This window comes from Microbulbifer sp. VAAF005, from assembly GCF_030012985.1.
In the GTDB taxonomy this organism is placed as follows: Bacteria; Pseudomonadota; Gammaproteobacteria; order Pseudomonadales; family Cellvibrionaceae; genus Microbulbifer.
On record NZ_CP120233.1, the window covers coordinates 3055682 to 3079769 of the forward strand.

The following is a 24088-nucleotide window of genomic DNA, read 5'->3' on the forward strand; positions in this document are numbered from 1 at the left end:
TGACTGTTCGTATGGACAGGTCGTATGGAATTGCAACACTTAAGTTACACTTAGACTGTCGAGCAATGGCCCATCTTACCACGATCTAGGGCAATCTCCGACGGGATTTAGTGAGTGCTTTTCTAGCAAGCCCCCCATTTGTAGTGGTCTAATCCTTCCGGACACTTCGTTAAGATGGTAAAACTACCTAGCGAGGTGAAGTATGACAACAAAAGGTACACGCCGGAAATTCAAGCCGGAGTTCAAGAAAGACGCCGTAGCTCTTGTCTCAGAACAAGGGTATTCGATTTCCAAGGCCGCAGAGGCTGTAGGAACCACTGCTAACAATCTGCGACGCTGGATAAAGGAGCTGGAGCAGGAAGAGAACGGAGTAAGGTTGGATTCGGGCGAACGAGCTGAACTGGATCAACTGCGACGTGAAGTAAAGCAATTGCGGATGGAGAAGGAAATCCTAAAAAAGGCCAGCGCCTTCTTTGCGAAAGAAATGAAATAAAGTACGAATTTATTAAAAAGCAGCAAGGTAGCTTTCCAGTTAGAGTGCTCTGCCGAGTAATGCAAGTAAATAAGAGCAGCTATTACGAATGGTGTCGTCGTAGTGATAGCCCAATAGATGGCCAGATTTGGCAACTATGCCATCGATTGAAGGCCTTATTTGCAGAATCTCGTGAGAGTCTCGGAAGCCGTCGGTTAATGAAGCTGTTGCGCAAAGAAGGCTTTGAAATTGGGCGTTATCGAGTCCGCAAACTCATGAAAAAGCTCGGCTTGGTAGTAAAACAGAAGAAGCGATTTACACTAACCACAAATAGCAAGCACCAACTGCCAGTTGCTGAGAATCTTCTAAATAGGGATTTCTCACCGAGTGCTAAAAATCAAGTTTGGACTACGGATATTACCTACATCTGGACTTTGCAGGGTTGGTTATACCTAGCAGTGGTAATTGATCTTTATTCACGCCGGATTGTTGGCTGGCACTTAGACCGCCAGATGGAGACGGCCCTGGCAAGTCGTGCACTGGTTATGGCTATCAATTTGCGCACCCCAACAAAAGGTCTGCTGCATCACTCTGATCGAGGTAGCCAGTATGCCAGCCATAGCTACCAAGCGCTACTAAAGCAGCATGGAATGGTGTGCTCAATGAGCCGCAAGGGAAATTGTTGGGACAATGCACCTACTGAGCGTTTTTTTAGTAGCCTGAAGCGGGAATGGTTAACAGGAAACCTCTATCCGACAAGGGAGGGTGCGATAACAGACGTGAGGGCCTATATTGCGTATTACAATTCACGCAGAATACATACAACACTGGGGGACGTAACCCCTATCGAATTTGAAAAATGTGCTTAGGAAAGTGTCCGGTTGGAGTTGACCACAACAATTAGACATGGGGTTCTACAAGCTTGAAAGTAAAAATATGGCCCCAAGACACACAAAATGCAATCTGGGGCCACAGTAATGATAAAACGGCATTTTTTAATTATATTTCTGGTCGCCGTTACTGACTCTTACTTAAGGTAATATGCATTCCGCCACAGGGAAATTTTCATCCACAGTGGTGTATGCGGAGCCAGCATCAAGAATCCAGTCATAGCCAATAATTGTGGGGTTAGTGACCCCAGCCGTTAGCGGCCCCTTAAACAGACCATTGAATAGTGACACTCTCGCACTCTCATCATTCCATAGTGCAAAACCACTATCGGAGGCGTAAGAATCGCAAAAGCGATATTTATCTTCACTACCAATAGCCCGTGGTAATGCCGGGGCAAACATCATCCACTGATGATTTCCATCAATACTCTTGAAGGCATCAGCTACTAGATTATCAACACTCATTTCGTCCAAGATAGACTCATCAAGGCCCTGGGTTTCAGCCAATGTGATCAAGCCGTCTCTATCCAACAATGCTAGTTTTGCCAAAGTAATCGCATTTGCTACTACAGGGTAATCCGTCACGCTGTAATCACCATTGCTATCCAGACGCATCTCAGCAGTGACTCGATAGGCCATATCTGGAATCTTAACCAAATGCTCAGCACCTGACTCAGCAGTGGTGTACCAACTATTCAACCCATCACTGGTCATGGGACTATCAAGAAGTTCAAGTAGCTCTTGATATTCTTCAGGCACTACATCCGTAGCCTCTTCAATCAATAGCTCTTTAGCTCCATCTTTTAGCCCATCGATTTCCCCCTTAGTGCCTCCCGTGCAACTCGTAGATCTACAGGTATCGGTGCATTATCGAGAATACTTAAAACATCGGATAACGCATCCACCATACCGTTAACATTCTGCCAAACTTCACAAGCTTGAGACGGTACTCCAATTAAAGTTGGCCCATAACACGCCACCCAATCCGCAAGAGGATCTACACTGCTGGCACTTTCATCCATGGTATTAACCATCATGGTAGCTGTAGTACGCGTATATTCAGTCATGGCTGTATCAACACTGCTCTGCCACATTGAAAAGACGGACTGAATTGGGCTCATATCACTTTCTAAAAGCTGCCAAAGATCAATTAAAGCATTGACTGTCGCATTCAAATTGTCTTCAACTTCTTTCAGCTTTTCATAAGCTGCTTTAGCATCGTCTATATTTTGTTGAGCCTGTTGATTTACATCGTCTTCAAGTTCATGAATAGCATTCAGCAATGCATAATCTGCAGCATTAACAGCCTTACTTAAATCCTCACAAAGACCGCCATCGTCAGATGATATTTTATTAGAGTTTATCGAAATAACTTCTTTGCCAGATTCTGATTCAGTAACCAATATCGAAGTAATTATTCCATCAGAAAATTTAACACTCCAATTATACTCTGTAGTGTTTATTAGAATGGGCGACAGAACATCTCCGGCTCCAATCAAAATAAAAGGCGGAATAATCGAATCCCGGATCATTTCGACAAGACTATCCACTACTTCTCGATGATAAGGGGATGCATAATCAGCAAACTCTGTAGTTTCATCATTCAGAATTGCAGCTATATCTTCCGGTGTAAATCCTGGTGAATTATAAATGAAATCACTCAAAACCCTTGATCTTCCTGATTCTCGAGCCCAATCCAAAGCATAATCAGAGTATAGATCAGAAGCAGAAATATTCTCCTCCCCTATCGTGTACACATAGGGATCATCATCCCCAAAGATATCTAAAATACCTAGTGGGTCAATAGACCATTCAATAGCATCCTCAACTCCGTCAATCCCTAACAAACCTGCAAATGGATCTAATTCAATTGCAGTTTCTAATATCCCTGCAGGATCTATCGTATCAATAGCATATTCACAGCCATTAACAGCCAAATCAGTGCGCCAATCCAGTACAGCTTTTTCCAGTTCCTGTCTTTTATCTGTCAGGCTATCTTGTGAAGACTGCAGTTTATCCATTGCAGAGGTCACGGAGTCAAAGCCAAAATTCTCAAAGTCACTCCTATAACCCAGCAATTTATCACTTATAGACTGAATCTGATCAACTCCGACATTGACCTCATCTATAAGAACGTTACCAATATCTACTAAATCACTAGCTAACTCGTCAGAGACATCGATGTCATATTTTATTTTGGCTACCAATTGTAACACCCAAACATCAATGGCATGCCAATAACCATACTCATCATTTGCCTGCTTTCGCAATTGTTCTCTTAAATTTGAGATTGCAACTAAATGTAAAGCGTAAGAGTTTTTAGCATATTGCTCCGTTGGAATATCGGCATAAATTAGCTCATCCCGGAGAAACTCAAATAGATCATCATCCTCGAGATTAATCCTTTGATAGGGCGCTCCCAGCGCAATTCCCTGGTAATCACGTAAGACGGGCACCTTTGAATCTATGTACGATTCCAGCGCTATATGGCGTTTTTCATTTAATTGTTCGCCATCACCAAGTTCAAAAATATCCCCTGAGTACTGGTTAACATATGTATGTGCAAATACATCTGCTGATGCATGACTCAAGTAACCATATATATAGGCACGTGCTTTATTAGATATTTCTTTCTTGGTTAATAAGTATTTCAACCAATCATCAGTGTGATACCGGCTAGAGTCTAACTCTTCAATCACATCCCCAGCTTCATTTTTTCCTAATGCTCCAGGATGTACACTCGTCTGCCCTACCACAAAATCCGGAGCAGCATCTGGCCCAATATTTCCAAAAAGATATGCAGATTGATTCTCCAGAATTGCCGAAGAAACCTCTTCTGATACAGGGATATCATAAAAATTATTATTGATTTCAAAGGTCAAATTTCCATCATCTGCAAGGTCATTAATAACCTGCTGCCCAACGAAAACATGACTTTTTAATTTAAATGCCCACCCATTATTTGTCACCATCAATCCTAGCAAAAGGAAGCTTAACTGCCCCCCAAACTTTTTCAGTCCATGCAACATTTATAATAATTCCCTTGTATAAAAAATAGAATCAAACTAAAAGTAGAGGGAAAGCCCCAAAATATTTACCCCGCGAGATTATAATACACTTGGAAAGATAATAAAAACTAACCTCGCTCTTAACGAAAGGATAATAGCATTTATCCAAAACACCGATGTATACATAGATGCTCAGCTTATAATAAAAATCTAATTGTATAGATTAAATAACCTAATCAAAAACAATACCTACATCATTATCTTCATATAACCTTGTTATTTATTTTATGCGGCACTCTCATATTAGGGAACGCCCTCCCAACCGCATAAACTACTTTCTCGTAGGCATTATCCGCACAGAAATCTCCATGGGCCGCAAGAAAGTGCAAAAACGGCTGCCTTAGGATTTGTTCGAAGTCGTACTTCAACCACAGCCCAGGATTTTTATCACTTGGTACCATCCTTGCTCTCCAAGAGGGAGCTATCTGCATTCCTCGACGGATACCAGAAAACCTCAGCAGGTTTTTCCCAAACCAAGTACATCCGTGCCATGACTGCCAATACTGCAAAGCATCACAACTGACCAGTAGTCCGCCACTAAACGGGAGCCACAATACGGCCTCTGGAAACCGACTTTGGGAGAAGACAATAAAGCGTCCCCCCGGTATTGGACAAACATCCTCCTGTCGCAACACCTTATCTGCTTTTGGCGGATAAAAATCTGAGCCGCGCTGTGTCCAAAAGGTAAGATCAAAGTGATCTCTGTAGTAGAGATCATCACGTCCATGGTGATAGCCGAGCCGTATCGCGTGACTCACTCGCCCGAGGTCTTTTAACTTTTCCTCCTGCTGTGGACGCAATCTGATGGGATTAATCAAGGTAAGGTGATCCTGCCAGCGAGCGATTCCCATATTGCGATTGATAGTCACCCCCGGCGCTAGTTTGATAGTTCCGGGAACATAAAAAAAATTAGGTAACAACTGGCGAATCTCGCCATGGGGCTCTGTGGGGGGGTAGTTGATACGCACTGGCAGGCTACATATCAGCTATATTGAACTCGATTTCGAATACCGCGCAGAATTTTTACTGCAAATTCCGCGCGCTCATCAGGGACAAAAATGTGGTCACAGTGTAGTGTGGAAACCACGCTGGTATCTATTCCAGCCTCCATTAATTCCTGGGCAACCACAGGAATAACCCGCACCGCATCAAGGCTAGCCAGGATCTGCAAAGTGATTTGGCGAAATGGGGCGCTTGCAGCAATATCTAATTGCCGAGCCGAACGTTGAGGCAGTATCACACTCATTCCCTCACCTTCTCGGAAGAAACACAAACTCTCTGACAAAATATCTGTAAACCGATTATCTGAAACCTGACAAAATACATAGATTTCATCGTGCAGCTTGGGATACAAAGTTCTCAATGCTCTCACTATGGATAGATCAGCTTTCATGCTTTCATTGCCGTCTGGAAGTTTTCTCCAGCCTGATGAATACGACCGGCTTCTATACAATCGCACTGTTTTTGGATCAATCTTGCTGATTAATACCTGTACTTCAGGTGAAAGTAGTCCAATTCTAAAACTACTTTTCGCGGGATATCTATTACCCGGCAGGATATTTTAATTTGGAAAAAGCAAGATCACGCATTTTTTTAGAATTATTTTCCTAACAGGGTTAGCTGTTTAATAACTAAATATTTTTAAGAATTTTCCTGAAGTTTCAAGAAGTCAGATTTTAGGTGGTGGATAGTTAAAAATATATTGATGGGATTAATTCTTATTAAGAGAAATTGACCCAATGACGGCAAGAAGTTACGGATTTCTCAGCTCTTCACCATCAAATTCCGGTTCATTGGGCGCGGGAGTTGTATCCACTTCCGACGAATCCTGTTCAACCTCCCAGCTCTTCAGCACCGCATCAATATCCTTTTCCAGGCGCACACGGGGAAATTTGGGGCAGGGTGAATCTCTATCTGGATCATGCCATGCGGACAGGGGGGCTACAAAAACCACATAGGATTTATGCAGACGATTTCGTCCAATACTCACTTCCGTCCATGTTGTTTGCCAGGCAAACTTTCCCCTCACCGCATAATCGCTTTCGTAGGATTTTAAAGTGAGAAAATAGGGATAAATCTTCCCTCGCTTGCAAATAATTCTGCGTCCGGTCTTTATATTGGCCATTTGAGTAAATGGATCAAAATACCAATTAATATCGTATCCAAATACGAATTGCATCTCTCCATTTTGCCTTAAAAAAGCGTAGGATCTCCCAGTGCCATCGGGCTTGAGACTCCAGACATGCCGCGCTTCACCATCGCGGGAAATCAGCCAGGCCCCAACCCATTGACTGGCATCGTAGCGTGATTTTGCATGCCAGCCTTCATTGAGTGTTTTTCGTTTCTCTTCACTGGCATTTGCACTTACGACAAAAATTAGCAGTGGCAGGAAGAGATAGAATTTTATCCATTCCCACCCACTACTCATCTTTTCCACGCACGGATTAAATAGCGTTCGCACGGAAGTAAGCTGCTAGCGACTGACAATATCCGGACAACTTGCACCGGCCTTGGGGGTTCGCCAATCAGCCAACCGACGCTGAAAGCTCAGAAGTCCGCCGCCCGCCTGCAGCCAATGACGGCCATCAATCACTGCAAATAGGAGGGTGGCACGGCTCCAATCTCGAAATGCGACAGATACAACCCCGCCCTTACAGCGCACCGAGGTTCCAGTTTTAACTCGCACCCGGTCACCATCCAATTGCCAGTTAATGGCAAAACCATGGGTCAATAGGCCTTTGGCATTAAACCCATAGGCATATCCGGAGCCATCGGCATGCAGTTGCCACACTAATTGATCATCGCCTTCACTCACAACCAACCAATTTCCCGCCCACTTTTGCTGGGCGGACTCCGCCGAGGCCCACATTGGTATCGCTAGGAAAATTGCTGTGACAAATGGAACAACCGGCTTGATAAAATGCCGCTTTGGTAAAAGACGCAAAAACTTCATGCGCAGCCCTACGGTATCGGCCCCAGTGCATTACAGGGGGCGGGTTATTCAAAAGACGACTGGGGAAGTCGCCAATTTTCCTTTCCGATTACGGGGCTAAAGCCTCACTTATCGGCATGAAAAAACGCTTCGGCGCTATTTTTCACATCCCTCGAAAAGTAAGGCTAGACGCAATTTACAACGGTGGCAGGTTAAACGTTAAAAATATTCAAATTTACGACAAATTCACAAAAAGAATGCCAAGTCATTTTTACCGGTAGTCCAACTATCTGGATTTTGCTTCGGAAAAATTCTTGTCTGCTCTCCACACCCGATACTTTAACTGCACGCCCTGTGGCAGATATATAACCATTGGCAACTTACTGCTATAAGGCAGCATCAAGCCATCACCGCGCACGGTGATAAATCGCCGGGATTCACTGCCTTGGGCACAGACCTTTTGCGTATCTGTGGTCGGGGTCAAGTCGGACAGGACATAAAAGGGGTAACCCCAGCCTGGGAGTATGTCCTTACGCAATGGAGCGCTAAAGCTTTGCAAGTTGCATTCCGCGACTTGGCTTTTTCCCGGTATCAATTCAACCCTAAAGCGACTTTCATCAACAACCTTGGGCAGCTTGATAACGTGACGTAACTTGCCATCAACCTCCTCTGGAAATGCATCCAGAGGCTCAGAACTGTGGCAATCCAGGGCCAGTAACAACATGAAGGCAGTGGCAACTAATTTTGACATGGTATGGCCTCACTACTGCGCCGGGAAATGGCGGACAAAACTTTTTAAAGTCTAGTTCGCTTTTGTCTTCGCAGTCCCCACCAGAGCAGCACCCCCAAACCAATTGCCAAAGCAAACAGAGCGGCAGTCCATAGGTATCGCTCCTCCCCCATCGCAGGTGGCTCCAACTTGGAGTGGGCCAGATTGAGATCCGCCCGCAGATTTTGAAACGCGGCAATAACTTCTGTAGAACTGGCACCACCAATCAAGTCACCCCGCAATTGCTGCCATTGGACCTGAAGCTGCTCCACCAGTACCTTGTCACGAATCAGCAGCTCCTGTCGTAACGGCCTATACCCATCACGATAAGCCAGCATTAACTTACCGTATGCCGCTGTTATATCTCCTCCTCGATAGTCCGTCTCCGCCAGCTGCAGCAAGCCAATTGCGCTGATAAGAGGGGGGATCAGAGTGCGTACAAGGTGGGGGTTTCCGCGCCACCACATCAATGCTTGTTGCAGAGTTGGCTCTAGTTCCGCCGGTTTAGTGGTCGCCATTCCCGGGAGTCCCAGTAACCCGGGATAACGGGTCGCCAAGTCGGAAGAGGGTGGTAACTGATTCGCCACTGGAAAAGCAGCGACAGTCACCGCTAATGCCCAGCGCTGTAGGCCGGTCAGATCTCCATCAATGTCGACTGTGTGAATAGAGTCAGTTTCTGGGTCCAGGGTGTTATAAAGATCATAAAGACTGAACCCCGCCATTCTCTCAAGATCATTGAGGGCTGGGCCTTCATTACTACCCTCACCGTCGACACCGTGGCAGACGGCACACCGCTGCTGATAAACAGGCATCATAAAACCCGGCGAGGGCAAAGAGTAACTGGGTGACCGCTGCAGCTGATACAAAGCAGCAAGGCGATCGGCGATTGCATTGGCTCGACGGCGCACCTCTGCGCTGGAATCCTTATCCTCAATCGCCTTACGCAAGCCCGAGAGGCTTTTCTGCAAACCCTGCCGACCAGGCCGATCGGGGAGTTGAGTGACCAGACGCAGTACTTCTTCTACCTGTTGCTTCTGTAGTTCATACAGAGGAGTGTCCAGTCGCTGCCCGTTCTCTACAGCGTCGCCGTAGTCTACCGCTATATAGGAGAGAAGATTGCTGGCCTGAGCGGCCACAGTATTGCTGCTTGACGTGTTCTGGGCTGAAACAGGTGCGATTAAGCCAGCTAGGAGAGTAAACAGTAAAATCCATTTGAATCCCATTAGTGGCTTCCGGATCGGGCAAGGTTGATCGATGTTAGGAGCCTCTCGACAGATTGCGGGGCACCTTTCTTAGGGTAGAAATAAAAAACCCCGCTCGAGGCGGGGTTTCTTCAATCGGAAAGCTTAGCCGCGATCCGCTCGCTCTTTGGCAATCAGGTAATCCGCCACTTGCAGCATCAGCTCCTGGCCATTGCTCTTACCTTTATATCCCGGGAAAGAGGAACTGATACGGTATTTACCCGCAACAACTACTTCCGGGGTACCGGTCATTTTGTAAGCGCGCTGATTGGCCATACCTTGCTTCACTTTGCTGTTGATAGCGAAGGAATTCATCAGCTTCGCAGCTTTGGCACCATCTTCACCATGTTTGTTAAACAGTGCCTCAATAGCTTTCAAATCGGGCTTCCAGTTGCGACCTTCACGGATAGCCAGCATCTGACGCTGATTGTAGATAGTGTTAAAAATTGGAGTGTGCATCTTCTCCAGAACGCCCATCGCATCAGCAACGTAGAAAAGGCGTGCATGAACATCCATCACCGGCTGCCAGATAGCTGGCAACTTCAGCAGTGCCACATCGCTGGGCATCTTTTCTTTCCAGCGCTTTAAGGTCGGTTCGAAGTTGTAGCAGTGGGCACAGCCATACCAGAACATCTCAGTCACTTCGATCTTGTCGGTGCTTTTTTGCGGCACCGCCTGTGGCAATACCTCGTAATGCTGGCCCGCTTTAAACTCGCCACTCTCCTGGGCGCAGGCAACGAGACTGAACATTACAGCCAAAACCATAGTGATTGGGGCGAGAACTGCTCTCATAAGTCATCTCCAACTTTTATTTAGTGGTGCGAACGCCGTTAGCCGGCGGGCTGTCGAGCCACTGAGGACACAATAGACAACGCAGATTATTTAAGTTCCCAGACCCTCACGCAAGGAAACACTGCAAAAACTGCCCAGTATGCCCAGGTAATGAGGTCTTTTGATTAGGCGACAGACACAAAAAAGGCCGGTCTCAGACCGGCCTCAGTGTACTCAAACCCTGTGACTATTAGTCAGTCAGGCCTGCAATATAGTTGGCCAGCGCCTTGATCTCTGCATCGGAGAGTTGCTTGGCCACGGTGCGCATAGTGCGAACTTCACCGTCATTGTTGCGAGTACCCGCACGGAATGCTTTCAGCTGGGCTTCGATGTACTCTGGATACTGACCACCCAAACGAGGGTAACCGGCCGGCGCATTGCCCAGTCCAGCAGGTGAGTGGCACCCCATACAGGCGGGAACACCAGTCTCCATATTGCCACCGCGGTAGATTTTACGTCCAAGCATCAGGCCGTCGACGTTCTCACCGTTGTTTAGCATCACGGAAATAGCCTCAGATCCGGTCAGCTGCATTGGCTGCGAGGCAAAGTAAGCGGCGATATCCTGCAGGTCCTGATCGTTGAAGTTGTCCAACTGACCGATCATTTGCGGCACATCGCGGGCCTTTTTACCGTCAGGTGTACCTTTAATATCTTTAAGCTGCTTATACAGATATTTTTCGCCGAGTCCGGCAATCTTTGGAAAAGCCGGAGCAATACTGTTACCGTCTGCACCGTGGCAGGCTGCACATTGAGCGGCTTTTGCCTTGCCCGCAGCAGCGTCGCCCGCAGCCAGCGCCAAGGGCACGGCGCCCAAGCCGAAAACTAAACCGAGTGCCAGTGCAGTGTTCTTGATAATGCTGTTCATACGTCGTCCCGTTGCGCGCTGAGAGATGGCGTTTCGCACCGCCCCCGATAGTCCTGCGACGCGAAAACGGCGGCATTATATACTTGCGCGCCAAGCGAGTGTACCGAATAAACAGACTTATACGATGTCAAATACAGAATTTAAAGCCCAACCACCAAAACTGAACTACCGTTCCATACAATTTCTCACCAGTGCCCCCACCCTGACTGAGTGTCCGGAAGACTTTGGTGCCGAGGTGGCCTTTGCCGGTCGCTCCAATGCGGGCAAGTCCAGTGCTATCAATGCGCTCACGGAAAACAACAAGTTGGCGCGTACCTCTAAAACACCGGGACGCACCCAGTTGATCAACTTCTTTCGCCTCTCCGACCAGCAGCGCCTGGTGGATCTGCCCGGCTATGGCTTTGCCAAGGTCGCCCGCAGTATGAAAGATGAGTGGCAGCGCCATCTGGCCACCTACCTTGAGAAGCGAGAGTGCCTGCGTGGACTCGTGTTACTAATGGACATTCGCCAGCCCCTCAAGGAGTTCGATCTGCATATGCTCACCTGGGCAGTAGAGGCCGAGCTCCCAGTGCACATCCTGCTAACCAAGGCCGACAAGTTGAAGAACGGTCCAGCCAACAATACTCGCTTTGCCGTAGAGAAGACCCTCAAGGAACAGGGACTTAATCACGGGGTCACTCTGCAGATCTTCTCATCGACCAAAAAAACAGGCCTGGATAAACTCGAGCGCAAGCTCAATGAGTGGCTGGAAATCCCAGAGGAAGCCGCCCCCACTGAAGATTAAACGGGCTGGGAGCCTGGGGGCAGCGCCCCCGAGCAACACAAGCACTTCAATTTTTCTCACACCAGGAGGAAATTCCTAAAAGTGAACTCCGGGCACACCAGTTGCCGCTGCTTTGCGCTTCTGTTCGGGGATCAGGGAGCGAAGCAGTACCCGGTGCAGCCGTCGGCGTGCCCCCGGAGTTAAACAATGCAATTCCTCTGCATGTAAGTACCTCTGCGCGAGAAGAGCGGCAAGGGTTTCTTCGTGTATGGCAATTGTCAGCAGACGGGAATTGCCATCAGCACTCATCTTTTCACACTCCTCAGTGCAAGCTGTTTCCGCCATTGATACAGGCGGATAATCTTGCTGTGGAGAAATTGCGTACCTGATGCTGTGTCTCGCCGGGGTAGAGTGAGCTGATACAATCCGCCGCAACCCTTTGCTTATGGCTGTCGCCCAACTCACGGGCGAGCACTGAGCTGGCACCGGCAAGTATGTAGTTTCGAAGCTTTTCATCGCCCAATTCCCGGTAAGCAGCCATTAACCAGATAGCGCTTTCACTAAAACGCGTTGCCGAAATAGCATAAGTTGGCCACTGCCTCTCCAAAAGAAAGCTGGCCAGATCGAAGGCACATCCCAAGTAGGGTATTGCTTCGGCGTCATTGGACTCTTCAAGCAAAAGCTTGCCGCGCTCAATCCAATCGAGCCATGCCTTTTCCGCACGATCCGTGTCAGCAGTCAACCATTGGCGATGGTTGGCACATAAGTAACGTAAATTCACCGACAACCCCCCATATTTGATTTAGACCAAAGATAATGCGAACCATTATCATTTGCAAGTGCATTTACGGGTAGCTTTTGCTTTTGTCGTGAATTTTTTGGTGGAGTCATTTGCTTAAATAAAAAAAGCCGGCAGATGGGGGCTGCCGGCTAGGGGACAGTGCCCTTGGGGTGGGGCACTTGTCAGACGCACCCAGGGGGACGGGTACGCCTGAGGGTTCTTTTCAATCCAAAACCTCTTTGCCTAGTTCGATAGTAGGCTGGGCTTGCAAGCTTCCCAAGCACATGTTTGCACCTTCTAAAATTGCCAAGCTTAGACCCCAGAAAGCAATTACTCCGAAATTAGGATCCAATCGATATAACCGGGGGCCTGCAATCAATTCTGTGATATCGCCGAGAATCTTGAAGGTTGCCGATCTGAAGAGCTGCTTAGCGTAGAATTCAAACTGCTGCACAATTTGCAGAGTTATACAGAGACTTCCAAAGCCCCCTTCTCGAATGGGAAAGAAAAATTACACAGGTACAAAAAATAAATTTGTGAAGGACATAAAAAAACCCCGGAGTTGGGGACCATCCGGGGTAGAAAAAGCTAAACGCTTTGGGGTTAGGGAGCAACAATGAACTGATTACTTGGATAGGCTCTCAAGCCCGATGGTTCCCGCCCCTTTGGTAAATAAGTGTAAACAAAATACGTGTTTTGGCGCCTCATACGTTCTTCTATGTAAAGGCGGTCGATTTTTATCAAATTGTTAGCTCAGCCACTGGCCCATTGCTGTGCAGGCGGCGAATACAATCTGCTATCAGTGGCGCGCAATCTATCCATTCGCAATTCCCTTGTAACTGTGACTGAGGCAATGAATTAGTCACTATAATTGATTCCACCGGCAGTCGCGCCATCGTCACATGAGCATCCTCGCTGAATTGGCCATGAGTACAAAACACTAGGATGCGTAGCGCCCCCGCTTTTGTCGCAGCTTTTACTGCTCCCGCAACTGTAGCGCCAGTAGCAAGTAAATCATCAATAATAATGACTGTGGCGCCTTTAACTTCCCCAATCAATGTTCCACCGCTGATCAAAGTGCCACTGCGATGCTTCTCTACAAGCGCACTTGCCACTGAAACTCCAAATGCATCTCTCAACGCTAAACGAAATTTTTCCGCACGTTTGATGCCTCCCTCATCTGGCGACAGAACAACCAGGGGGTCCAAGTTTCCAGATAGGCGAACTCGGGCAGCTTCGATCCATAGAGGGCGAGAAACTAGATGGACAGTTCGGCACCGAAAGGCATTCTCGAAAGCCGCAAGGGAGTGAACATCCATAGACACCACCACATCAACCCCTGCAGCTTCCAGGAAGCTGGCCATATAACGACTGGGTAACGGGTCACGCAATCGGGTTCGCCGCTCCTTTCTCCCATAACAGAGATAGGGAAAGATTGCAGTCACCCTTGCAGCACCAGCATCCCTTAGTGCCCCGATAAAGAAAAGACAGCGCATAAGCTTTTGGTCAACGCAACTACTGGCATCGGTGTAAAGGGATTGGACCAGAAAAACATCCGCCCCTTCCACATCGTCCAGTGACCTAACTTTATGTTCCCCATCATCAAACTGGCGCTCTTCATGGTGAGAAACCGGCTCACCCAGACTTGCCGCGACACGTCCAGCGAAATCTGCTCCAACATCAAGACTGAATAATTTAATACGCCCCATAAGCTCACCACCCTGCCTGGCGCCTCTCGCTCGCTAAGCGCCTTGCCCACGTTTTAATAGAATTATGGACGGTGGAAGTTAGGATCTGGAGTACCACAAGTGTTGTGGCTTATCGACAACGAGGGAGGAAGAGTCTTTGCCCATCAGGGCTAGCTCTAGGCAAAAAATAAAGGGGTTCAAAATATTGTGTTAGTTTTTGAGCTGAGATATCGTCAAATTCCAAAATGCAATTAAAGGGAAGTAAATTATGCAAGCAGAAACTGATACCAAGGCTGGCCCATCTATCATTGACACCTATCCTTACCCCCTACACCAGAGCATTAGGGTTGGCTATCTCTCTCTAGCTAACCTATTCAGATCTATAAATGCTGCTTTTGGCTCAGGCCCCTTCAACTTTTGCAGGGGCTCCACTCCACAGAAGCTGGCAATCGATATAAGGCAATAAAATTGCAACGAAGTGAGACTCCAGTTATGCCGGGGTCTTTAAGGCTACTGATATCGCCGCAGATCCAGGCCAGACGAATCGAGTTACTTCCTACATTTTGACAAAAGTGGCCGGTAAGCTCTGACTTACCGATAGAAGAGAAGTTAGACCGGGAGAGAACAGATAAAAAAATGCCCCGGACTTGGGGGAGTACCGGGGCAAACATCTGACTTCCTTGGGGGATGATGACGCATTCCAACAATCTTGCCTGTTTAGAGGGGCTGTCGCCGGAACAGTTCCACGGAATTTCAAAAAGCTTGTAAAAACGCCTAACAAAACACAAAAGTTGGCACTTTATTCATCCGTACCAATAAGAGCGCGCCAAAATGTTCCGAGCAGCACGCCCTATCCCCAATTCTTAGGTGGCTTCTTCAGTCAAATTAGTGTGCCTGATCCCAATCTCGGCCCTGCCCCAGATCCACAATCAGGGGAACGTGCAGTTCTGCCGCACCCTGCATCAATTCAACAATGCCAGCGGCCACAATTTCGACCTCATCCTTGGGTACTTCAAGAACCAATTCATCGTGTACTTGCATAATCATCCGGGTAGCCAGCTTCTTCTCTCTGAGCCAGTTATCCACAGCGATCATGGCCCGCTTGATAATGTCGGCGGCAGTGCCCTGCATTGGCGCATTAATTGCGGTCCGTTCTGCTGCTTGGCGCTGCATACCGTTGCGTGAGTTAATTTCCGGCAGATAGAGGCGGCGTCCAAACAGGGTTTCCACATAGCCCTTTTCCGCGGCCTGTGCGCGGGTATCTTCCATATAGCGCAATACACCTGGGTAGCGCTCAAAGTAACGGTCGATATAAGTTTGGGCGTCGCCCCGGGGGATATCCAACTGCTTGGCCAGGCCAAAAGCCGACATGCCGTAAATCAAACCAAAGTTGATCGCTTTGGCCCGCCGGCGCTGCTCATCAGTCACCTCATCCTGAGCTACTTCAAAGACTTCTGCCGCCGTCGCGCGGTGAATATCTGCGCCTTGAGCAAATGCATCCACCAACCCTTGGTCCCCAGACAGGTGAGCCATAATACGCAGCTCAATTTGGGAGTAGTCCGCAGCGATGATCTCACTGCCACCATTGATTCTTGGGTCAACGGTGAAGGCCCGACGAATACGGCGCCCCTCCTCTGTACGAATAGGAATGTTCTGCAAGTTGGGGTCACTGGAGGACAGGCGCCCCGTAGCCGCAACCGCCTGGTGATAGGAAGTATGTACACGACCGCTACCCGGGTCGATCATCTTTGGCAGTTTATCTGTGTAGGTATTCTTCAGTTTGGCCAGGCCGCGATACTGCATTATCAGTGCGGGCAGTTCGTGGTTGTGGGCCAATTCTTGCAATACCGCCTCAGCGGTAGAGGGGGCACCTTTGGGGGTCTTCTTGATCACTGGAATCTGCAGCTTCTCAAACAGGATCGCTCCCAGCTGCTTGGTAGAGCCCAGGTTGAACTCCTCGCCAGCTAATTCGTAAGCCTGCTGTTCCAGTTCTCGCATTCGCTGCTCAAGTTCAGCACTCTGCTCCGCCAACATCTTGGCATCGATATAGGCACCGTTACGCTCTACACGCGCGAGAACCGGTAGTAGAGGCATCTCAATCTCATCGAGCACTTTTACCAAGCTTGGCTCGCGCTCCAAACGCGTGCTCAGTTCATCGTGGAGACGCAGGGTGATATCTGCATCTTCAGCCGCATAGGGGCCCGCTTTGTCCAATTCAATTTGGTTAAACGTCAGTTGCTTGGCGCCTTTGCCGGCAATATCCTCGAAGTGAACCGTGTTCTCCCCCAGGTACTTGAGTGCGAGACTATCCATATCGTGGCGGCTGCCAGTGCTGTCCAGAACATAGGACTCCAACATGGTATCCCGTGCGATGCCGCGCAATTCAATATCGTAGTTGGCCAGGATATGACTGTCGTACTTCAGGTTCTGCCCCACCTTCTTCTGCTGCGGATCTTCCAGCAGGGGTTTGAGTTTGGCCAGTACTTCGTCAAACGGCAGTTGCTCTGGTGCACCCATATAGTCGTGGGCCAGGGGAACATAGGCTGCACGATAGGGCTCCACCGCGAAGGACACCCCCACTAATTTTGCCTGCATATAATTGAGGCTGGTGGTTTCCGTGTCGAAGGCAAAGATGTCTGAACTCTTCAGTTGTTCCAGCCAGGCATCGAACTCCGACATTTCTGTGACGATGACGTAATCGCGCTCAACGGCTTCCGCCATGGCTTCTTCAGCCTCTTCACTGGTTAGCTCTTCTAACCAGCCGCGAAATTCATTCTGCGTGAATAGCTCAACCAGTGCCTCTGTATTGGGCTCTGAATTGTGCAGTTCCTGGGGGTGATAAGGCATCTCCACATCGGTTTTGATAGTAGCGAGCTTATAGGAGAGTTCTGCCGCCTCGCGATGCTCCGCCATCTTTTTACCGAGGGTTTTTGAGCCACGGAATCCCAGCGGTGCAATGGCATCCAGGTCGGAATAAATGGTCTCCAAGCCTCCCAGATTCTGTAACAGTGCAAGAGCGGTTTTCTCGCCCACACCTGGAACTCCGGGGATATTGTCGGATTTATCTCCCATAAGGGCGAGAAAATCGATAATCAGTTCTGGACCTACGCCAAATTTCTTAGTCACGCCCTCGCTGTCCATTTCGGTATTGGACATGGTGTTAACCAAGGTAACGCCCGGACGCACCAGCTGCGCCATGTCTTTATCGCCGGTGGAGATTATGACTTGCTGCCCCTGACTCTGGGCCTCCAGCGCCAAAGTGCCGATTACATCATCAGCTTCAACACCATCGACCACCAAGCGCGGCAATCCCATAGCGTCGATGATGTCGTGAATGGGCTGAATCTGCTCGCGCAGGTCATCCGGCATAGGAGGGCGGTGGGATTTGTACTCGGCAAACATCTCATCGCGAAACGTCTTGCCCTTGGCATCAAAAACAACCACTACAGGACTGCCTGGATGCTCCTTGAGGTGGCGGCGCAGCATACTGATCACACCGCGCACCGCACCAGTAGGCTTACCCTGGCTGGTGGTCAATGGCGGCAACGCGTGAAAAGCGCGATAAAGGTAGGAGGAACCATCCACCAAAATCAACGGGGCGGCTGAGGTGTTTTGTTTGCTCATAGACGATGAATTCTTGCTTGCTTAGTTTGGCGTTCAGGACGCGCGGCAGGCCGATAGGATAACGCCCTTCGCTCTGTTTTTCCGCTTACTGATTCTTTCCCGCCAGACACCGTAGGCAACCTCTGCACAAAAGCCCACTCGACTTACCCCGCCGATTAAAACTATCGGCGCATCGATCTCACCAAATCCCCAGGCTTGGCTAGTCTTGCCGGTAGCGACCTTATGCGTTCGCTACTCCCCGGAAATCAAATTGTCACAGGCTGTCCACCGGCAGTCAGGGATCTTTTATTTCCAAAAAACTGTGCCACCCGATGTTGAAGGAAGGATTCTAAAGATGAGAGGAGTGATGCGTGCCACCCTGTTGTTTGCCGCAAGTGTATTTGCCATTTCGGCAAATGCCGGCTCGGATTGCAGTGCAGAGCATACCGCTGAAGTCAAAACGGCTGATGAAACACATTCACAGCCGTCAGGAGTAGAAGAGCACGAGCTGATACTCAGGCAGGCTATCCGTGAAAGAGAAAATGACTTGCTAGAAAGGCAAAAGCAACAGTTGGAAAAACTGCAGCAACAGGCGGAAAGAGACGCTGCTCGGGCAGAGAAACTGCAGCAGATAACCAATCGTTCCTAAGAGCTACCACACAAGATCCCGCCCCTCCTTGAGCCGGCGGGATACTTGGTACCTTTAAGGGCCTCTGATTGAACCTACTTCTGGTCGGGAACTTGGCTTAAACAAGTACGGGCCTGGGTCAACAGGGATTCTATCAAGTCCCTATAGTCAGCATTTTCACTCAACTGATCTCCCAACAGGTCCAAAGCGGCGTAACGCAATCCCAAATTGTCAGCCAGTTGTTGATCGCGGTCATTAGCCGGCATTTCACCAAAGAGACAGCCATCGCCAATCTGGGACAAATTCAGCATCGCCTTGGCACCATAGCCTCCGCCACTGCCATCCCCCAGGGCAAAGGTCTCCACTCCTGCGGAACCAAAAAAGTGGCCATAGGCATCGTGGGTAACAACGATGGGAACTTCGCGATACCCATACAAAGCCCGGTCGAGTGCTTTCTGCAAGTTGGCCATCGCACTGGAAAACTGCCGTGCACGCCCCATAAACAACTCCGCCTGCTGTGGCTGTAATTGCGCCAGGCGCTCAGCGATCTGCGCCGCAGCTATTGCCGCATTGCGGGGGCGCAACCAGAGGTGGGGATCGGTAGCACTGGCTCCCTCATATTCAAGGGTCTCGATATCCAGCAGCTGCATTTGCCGGCCTGCTGGTAACAGCGCTGCCTGTTTTGCCAATACCCCCTCCATTTGTGGCCCTAACCACACCAAAAGTAGAGCGCGTTCAAGTGCAGCTCGATCGGAAACGGTGGGGGCATAGTGGTGGGGATCGGCTCCCTCAACTAGAACCCGAACCGGAATATCCTCACCGGTAATTTCTTGGGCAATCAGGGCTAATGGACGTACGCTGACCACTAGCTCTCCACCACTGTCGGATTCCGGTTTGCTACAGGCCTGGAGAAAGAGCCCGATTAGAAGCACCGTGGAGATTGTAAAAAGACGTTTGAAGGGATACATCAGTGACATTAGGCGGCGAAAAATTGCGATATAATCACAACCAGCGCCAAGCTGCCAGCCTGGTTATCCATATCCGGCACATAAGGTATGGAGGCAAACATCCTAAAGACTTCCCTGCGGAGATTGAATTCTGAATCCACCCCAGCCGCTTATCACAGCTGACAATATCGCCCTTCAGGTGGGCGGCAGGCAGTTACTTAAAGATATTACAGTCGAATTGTCCCAGGGGGAGATTGTCACTTTAATTGGCCCCAATGGAGCCGGCAAAACCACTCTCCTTCGCCTTCTATTGGGGCTCAGCAAGCCGAGCCAGGGCCGCGTATGGCGAAAAGCAGGGTTGCGTATCGGCTACATGCCGCAACGGCTTCACATCGATAGCTCAATGCCCATGTCAGTTGAACGCTTCTTACAGCTTGGCCAACCGGCGATGAAGCCCGAACAAGCACAGTCGGCATTGGAGAGAGTGGGCGCAGGGCAGCTTTTAGGCTCCTCTCTGGCAAATCTATCCGGTGGAGAAATGCAGCGGGTCTTACTCGCCCGTGCCGCATCACGCAAACCTCAGCTGCTGGTCCTGGATGAACCCACTCAGGGAGTAGATGTCGGTGGTCAAAGTGAGTTGTACCAGTTAATTGCCACTCTGCGCGACGAGCTCGGCTGCGGTGTGTTACTGGTTTCCCATGACCTTCACTTGGTTATGGCCGCCACCGACCGGGTCCTTTGTTTGAACCAGCATATCTGCTGTCACGGACACCCGGAGCAAGTAAGCCGCCACCCTGCCTATCTGGAATTATTTGGGGACAAGGTCGCCCCCTATACCCACCAGCATAACCACCAACATAAATTAAGTGGAGATATTGCGCCCGCAAGCAGCTGCAATCATCAACACACAAATACAAAAAACAAAGAGCAAAAATAAGTGGTCGATTTCGGCGAATTACTGCACAGCCAATTTCTCTGGTACGCCCTCGCCGCAGGTCTTATGGTCGCTGTTGTCAGCGGCCCTTTAGGCTGCTTCGCTGTGTGGCGACGCATGGCCTATTTCGGCGACACCCTGGCTCACTCAGCCCTTCTCGGAGTGACGCTGGGTTTTGTACTTCAAATTATGCCAACGGTGGCTGTCGGTATTACTTGCTGTGTACTGGCACTGCTGCTGATGTATTTACAACAACGCCAAAAACTCGCTGTAGACACCTTGCTAGGCATATTGTCCCATTCAATGCTGGCACTGGGGATTGTCACCGTTAGTTTCTTCAAGATTAAGGTGGATCTCTTATCCCTGTTGCTGGGAGATCTACTCGCCGTTAGTGGTCAGGATTTGGTATTGATGGCTATCGCCGCAGCCACAATCTTGGGGCTGCTCTACTTCCTGTGGGAACAATTATTGGCTTTTACCCTGCACGAGGAGTTGGCTTCGGTAGAAGGTATCCCTATCGAGCGGTTGCGGATAGCCCTAATGCTGATGCTGGCAATACTGATCGCCATTGCAATGAAAGTTGTGGGGGTTCTGCTAATTACCGCCCTGCTGATTATTCCTGCAGCTACCGCGAGAAAACTGTCCCCCACACCAGAGCGTATGGCGGTGCTGGCCTCATTACTGGGATGCTTAGCGGTAGTACTGGGCCTTCTAGCCTCTATCCTATGGAATACGCCGGCGGGTCCGTCCATTGTTCTGGCCGCAGCACTGTTCTTCCTCACTTCACAACTGCGAAACAGTTAAAGCCCCTGCGGGCGAACCTCATCCTAATTTCTTATTTGATATCGCCATTTGTCGCAAATTGGCGTGCAAATCTACTTCTCAATGAGATATTTGTCACCATTTATCGCAATAAGCTGATGGTTAGCCGCTAGCCAATTGTGTCAGTTTTCCGTCGTTGCTAGTGTTGCCCGACGACCAGCCTCTTTAGGACGGTCACCAATAATGACAAAAAAAATGGACGCACAACGATATGGAAAAATTCTCTCTTCGTCGCAAGGTATTAACTACAGCCATAGTGGCGGCAACCGCTGCCACTAGCCCGCAAACACTTTTTGCCGCCGAGGATCAGGCGATGGAAGAAGTAGCGGTTGTAGGCTCTCGCATTAGTCGCAACGCTGAATTTGAAACAGCGACACCAATCCAGGTAATGGATCGCGACGCAATCGAAAGATCCGGCTACACCAACCTGCAGCAACTTTTTGAGAAAAACCCAGCCGCCGGTAATGGTACCTTCTCAACCCGAGGCAACAATCAGGACTCTACGGCCAACGGAGCTGCCGCAGTGAGCCTCCGCGGCATGGGCGCCGATGCCACTTTAGTACTGGTGAATGGCAAAAGAGTAGCTATCAGTGCATTTGCCGAGAGCATCACCACCAACTTTGTGGACATCAATAGTGTGCCTTTAGCGGCAATTGAACGGGTAGAAGTCCTAAAAGATGGCGCCTCAGCAATCTATGGTTCCGATGCCGTCGCTGGTGTGGTCAATCTGGTATTACGCAAAGACTTTGAAGGCACTGAGGTATCTGTCGATTACGGTGGTGCCGATGGTTACGACGAGCAATCCATGTCTGCCGTCTGGGGCATCAATGGGGATGACTCAAACCTGACTGTTATTTTCGACCACCATAAAAATAGCCGCCTATCCAGTACCGAGCGCAGTGGCCTGGACACTGCTAACCAGTCCAGCCGCGGTGGAATGGATTTCCGTTCATCTAGGGGCTACCCCGGAAGCTTTAGTGTCAATGGTACTATTGTTCCCGATCCAGACTGCCCAGATGAACGCGATACGGGAGAAGTCTGTGTCTATGATTACGGCCCCTGGACCCTGCTCACTCCAGAATCTGAGCGCACAGGCCTATTAATGCTGGGCCATACCCAGTTAACCGAGAGCGTAGAATTCTTTAGCGAGATCGCTGTTCAGCACAATACCTCCGTAGCCCAAGGTGCACCCACCCCACTGGACGGCGATGCAGGTCTCTATGTATTGGCTGACCACCCCAATAACCCATTCGGAGAAGATGTAGATATCTACCGCTATCGCACTGTAGATGCCGGCGCCCGCCAGTGGGATATCGAAACCGACAACCTACGCGGTGTCTTCGGCCTACGCGGCTCTATAGCCGACTGGGACTGGGAAGCTTCCGTACAGCGCTCCCGCAGCGAATCCACGCAGACCGGAGATCGCTCCCAGGGCTGGGTGCGTACGGACCTCCTACAAGAACAGATTGATGCCGGTAATTACAATCCCTTTGGAGGGGTTCAGAACCCGGATTCTGTGATCGATGCCATTACTACCAGCTTGGTGCGCCAAGGCAAGTCTGAACTGACCAGCTATGACTTATCAGTCAATGGGGATTTATTTGACACTTCCAGTGGCACCATTGCCATGGCTGCGGGTTTGGAGTACCGGGAGGAGAAGGCTTCCGATATTCCTGACGACCAGTTCCAGCGTGGCCTGATCTTCGGTACTGAGTCAGTATCCGCCAGTGCAAGCCGGGATATTTCCTCAGCTTATGTCGAAGTTGCCATTCCTCTTCCCGCCAGGTTCGACCTGACTGTAGCTGCTCGCTACGATGACTACAGCGACTTTGGCAGCACCACCAACCCAATGGCGAACTTGCTGTGGACGGCAACCGACCAGCTGTCTCTGCGCGCCTCCTGGGGCACGGGCTTCCGTGCACCATCACTGGCTCAGGTAGGCCTCGGCCCATCCCAAGAATCACTATTCTTTGTGGATACTTACGGCTGTGAAGTTAATGATGCTTACTGCGCAAGCACAGATTACACCATTATTTTCTCCGGTAACCCGGATCTAGATGCTGAGGAGTCTGAATCCTTCAACATCGGCGCTGTGTACGAGCCCATAGAAGATCTGCAACTCTCTATCGATTACTGGAATATCACCCAGGAAGGCAAGATTGATGAAGTACCCTTTGGCTATATCTACAGCCTTTACTGCTGGGATCAAGACAGCACCGTCTGCCGTCGCGATACACCGCTAGAAGGCGAAACCCTAGGCGCCCTGCAGTCTATCGATAGCAGCTTCACCAATATCGGCGAACAGGATGTATCAGGTGTAGACCTTAGTATCGTCTACAGTGGATTCGAGTTAGTAGGTGGTGAGCTTGGTCTGCGGCTGGATTACTCCTACCTGGCTGAATTTGAGCGTGTTGAACTGAACTCCAGCGGAGATGCATTTATAACCCGCGACCTGGCTGGCGAGTACGAGTATCCACAACACCGATGGAACGCTACCGCTGACTGGACCTTTGACACCTTCGGATTTAGCGCCGGGCTCAGCTACATTGGTGAATTTGAGGATACCCCGGACATCGATTTCGACGGGACTCTCGACTATGACACCAATAATTCCCGCACTGTAGACTCCTTCCTGACCATGAATATGCAGGCCCGTTATACCGGCTTCGAGAGTATGGTTTTGAGCCTCGGCGCGGATAACGTGTTTGATGAAGAGCCACCTTTCGCAATCGGTGATGGTAATGCGGACCTATATGGTTACGTGCAGTCACAGCATGATCCCCGTGGCCGCTTTATCTACGGCAAGATGACTTACAGTTTCTAGTATTTGTTATTAACCAAAAACAGAAAGGGA

Annotated in this window: 21 protein-coding genes; 6 read left to right on the forward strand and 15 right to left on the reverse strand. The window is 49.5% G+C overall.

What is annotated here, in order from left to right:
* Window positions 1-202 precede the first annotated feature (202 nt).
* Window positions 203-1341 (forward strand): IS3 family transposase gene (locus P0078_RS13560; protein ID WP_282930492.1). Its coding sequence is split into 2 segments (ribosomal slippage): window positions 203-452 and window positions 452-1341, totalling 1140 coding nucleotides; the frame shifts between segments, so codons are not numbered across the junction.
* A 162-nt stretch (window positions 1342-1503) separates the two neighbouring features.
* Here P0078_RS13560 and P0078_RS13565 read toward each other — a convergent pair.
* The 10 genes from P0078_RS13565 to P0078_RS13610 all read right to left on the reverse strand — a co-directional run bounded on the left by P0078_RS13565 (window position 1504) and on the right by P0078_RS13610 (window position 11068).
* Window positions 1504-2145, reverse strand: a complete 642-nt coding sequence (locus tag P0078_RS13565; RefSeq protein WP_282930493.1) for a hypothetical protein — start codon at window positions 2143-2145, stop codon at window positions 1504-1506.
* A gap of 20 nt (window positions 2146-2165) precedes the next feature.
* Window positions 2166-4391, reverse strand: coding sequence for a zinc dependent phospholipase C family protein (locus P0078_RS13570; RefSeq protein ID WP_282930494.1), 2226 nt, complete (start codon window positions 4389-4391; stop codon window positions 2166-2168).
* A 242-nt stretch (window positions 4392-4633) separates the two neighbouring features.
* Entirely contained in the window at window positions 4634-5398 is a 765-nt protein-coding gene (locus P0078_RS13575) for a hypothetical protein (protein WP_282930495.1), read from the reverse strand.
* Between the two features lie 14 nt (window positions 5399-5412).
* The gene (locus P0078_RS13580) at window positions 5413-5823 is read right to left on the reverse strand and encodes an ACT domain-containing protein (protein ID WP_282930496.1); all 411 of its coding nucleotides are present in this window, start codon (window positions 5821-5823) and stop codon (window positions 5413-5415) included.
* Between the two features lie 360 nt (window positions 5824-6183).
* The gene (locus P0078_RS13585) at window positions 6184-6858 is read right to left on the reverse strand and encodes a hypothetical protein (RefSeq protein WP_282930497.1); all 675 of its coding nucleotides are present in this window, start codon (window positions 6856-6858) and stop codon (window positions 6184-6186) included.
* A gap of 45 nt (window positions 6859-6903) precedes the next feature.
* Window positions 6904-7383, reverse strand: coding sequence for a hypothetical protein (locus tag P0078_RS13590; protein WP_282930498.1), 480 nt, complete (start codon window positions 7381-7383; stop codon window positions 6904-6906).
* A gap of 265 nt (window positions 7384-7648) precedes the next feature.
* Window positions 7649-8113: an ecotin family protein gene (locus tag P0078_RS13595; RefSeq protein WP_282930499.1), complete on the reverse strand. Its 465-nt coding sequence runs from the start codon at window positions 8111-8113 to the stop codon at window positions 7649-7651.
* A 44-nt stretch (window positions 8114-8157) separates the two neighbouring features.
* A complete protein-coding gene (locus P0078_RS13600; protein WP_282930500.1) occupies window positions 8158-9354 on the reverse strand; it encodes a c-type cytochrome in 1197 nt (398 codons plus the stop codon).
* Window positions 9355-9477: 123 nt separating this feature from the next.
* Window positions 9478-10164: a thiol:disulfide interchange protein DsbA/DsbL gene (locus tag P0078_RS13605; protein WP_282930501.1), complete on the reverse strand. Its 687-nt coding sequence runs from the start codon at window positions 10162-10164 to the stop codon at window positions 9478-9480.
* Between the two features lie 229 nt (window positions 10165-10393).
* Window positions 10394-11068 carry a c-type cytochrome gene (locus tag P0078_RS13610; RefSeq protein WP_282930502.1) on the reverse strand — a complete coding sequence of 225 codons (675 nt, stop codon included), beginning with the start codon at window positions 11066-11068 and terminating at the stop codon, window positions 10394-10396.
* A 124-nt stretch (window positions 11069-11192) separates the two neighbouring features.
* Here P0078_RS13610 and yihA point away from each other — a divergent pair, with 124 nt between their 5' ends.
* Complete coding sequence (yihA, locus tag P0078_RS13615; RefSeq protein ID WP_282930503.1) at window positions 11193-11852, forward strand: ribosome biogenesis GTP-binding protein YihA/YsxC; 660 nt, start codon at window positions 11193-11195, stop codon at window positions 11850-11852.
* 75 nt (window positions 11853-11927) lie between these two features.
* Here yihA and P0078_RS13620 read toward each other — a convergent pair whose 3' ends face one another.
* The 4 genes from P0078_RS13620 to polA form a co-directional block, all read right to left on the reverse strand.
* A complete protein-coding gene (locus P0078_RS13620) occupies window positions 11928-12140 on the reverse strand; it encodes a hypothetical protein (RefSeq protein ID WP_282930504.1) in 213 nt (70 codons plus the stop codon).
* A 13-nt stretch (window positions 12141-12153) separates the two neighbouring features.
* Window positions 12154-12612, reverse strand: a complete 459-nt coding sequence (locus P0078_RS13625; RefSeq protein WP_282930505.1) for a hypothetical protein — start codon at window positions 12610-12612, stop codon at window positions 12154-12156.
* Between the two features lie 740 nt (window positions 12613-13352).
* Complete coding sequence (locus tag P0078_RS13630) at window positions 13353-14321, reverse strand: ribose-phosphate diphosphokinase (protein WP_282930506.1); 969 nt, start codon at window positions 14319-14321, stop codon at window positions 13353-13355.
* An 864-nt stretch (window positions 14322-15185) separates the two neighbouring features.
* A complete protein-coding gene (gene polA / locus P0078_RS13635; RefSeq protein WP_282930507.1) occupies window positions 15186-17924 on the reverse strand; it encodes a DNA polymerase I in 2739 nt (912 codons plus the stop codon).
* 334 nt (window positions 17925-18258) lie between these two features.
* Between polA and P0078_RS13640 the strand changes: the two genes are divergently transcribed.
* The gene (locus tag P0078_RS13640; RefSeq protein WP_282930508.1) at window positions 18259-18552 is read left to right on the forward strand and encodes a hypothetical protein; all 294 of its coding nucleotides are present in this window, start codon (window positions 18259-18261) and stop codon (window positions 18550-18552) included.
* A gap of 74 nt (window positions 18553-18626) precedes the next feature.
* Here the strand turns inward: P0078_RS13640 and P0078_RS13645 are convergent, their stop codons facing one another.
* Window positions 18627-19397, reverse strand: a complete 771-nt coding sequence (locus tag P0078_RS13645; protein ID WP_282930509.1) for a metal ABC transporter solute-binding protein, Zn/Mn family — start codon at window positions 19395-19397, stop codon at window positions 18627-18629.
* 232 nt (window positions 19398-19629) lie between these two features.
* Between P0078_RS13645 and znuC the strand changes: the two genes are divergently transcribed.
* The 3 genes from znuC (at window position 19630) to P0078_RS13660 (ending at window position 24058) form a co-directional block, all read left to right on the forward strand.
* Window positions 19630-20415 carry a zinc ABC transporter ATP-binding protein ZnuC gene (gene znuC, locus P0078_RS13650; RefSeq protein WP_282934611.1) on the forward strand — a complete coding sequence of 262 codons (786 nt, stop codon included), beginning with the start codon at window positions 19630-19632 and terminating at the stop codon, window positions 20413-20415.
* Complete coding sequence (locus tag P0078_RS13655; protein ID WP_282930510.1) at window positions 20416-21216, forward strand: iron chelate uptake ABC transporter family permease subunit; 801 nt, start codon at window positions 20416-20418, stop codon at window positions 21214-21216.
* 229 nt (window positions 21217-21445) lie between these two features.
* Window positions 21446-24058, forward strand: a complete 2613-nt coding sequence (locus P0078_RS13660) for a TonB-dependent receptor (protein ID WP_282930511.1) — start codon at window positions 21446-21448, stop codon at window positions 24056-24058.
* The last annotated feature ends 30 nt before the right edge of the window (window positions 24059-24088 follow it).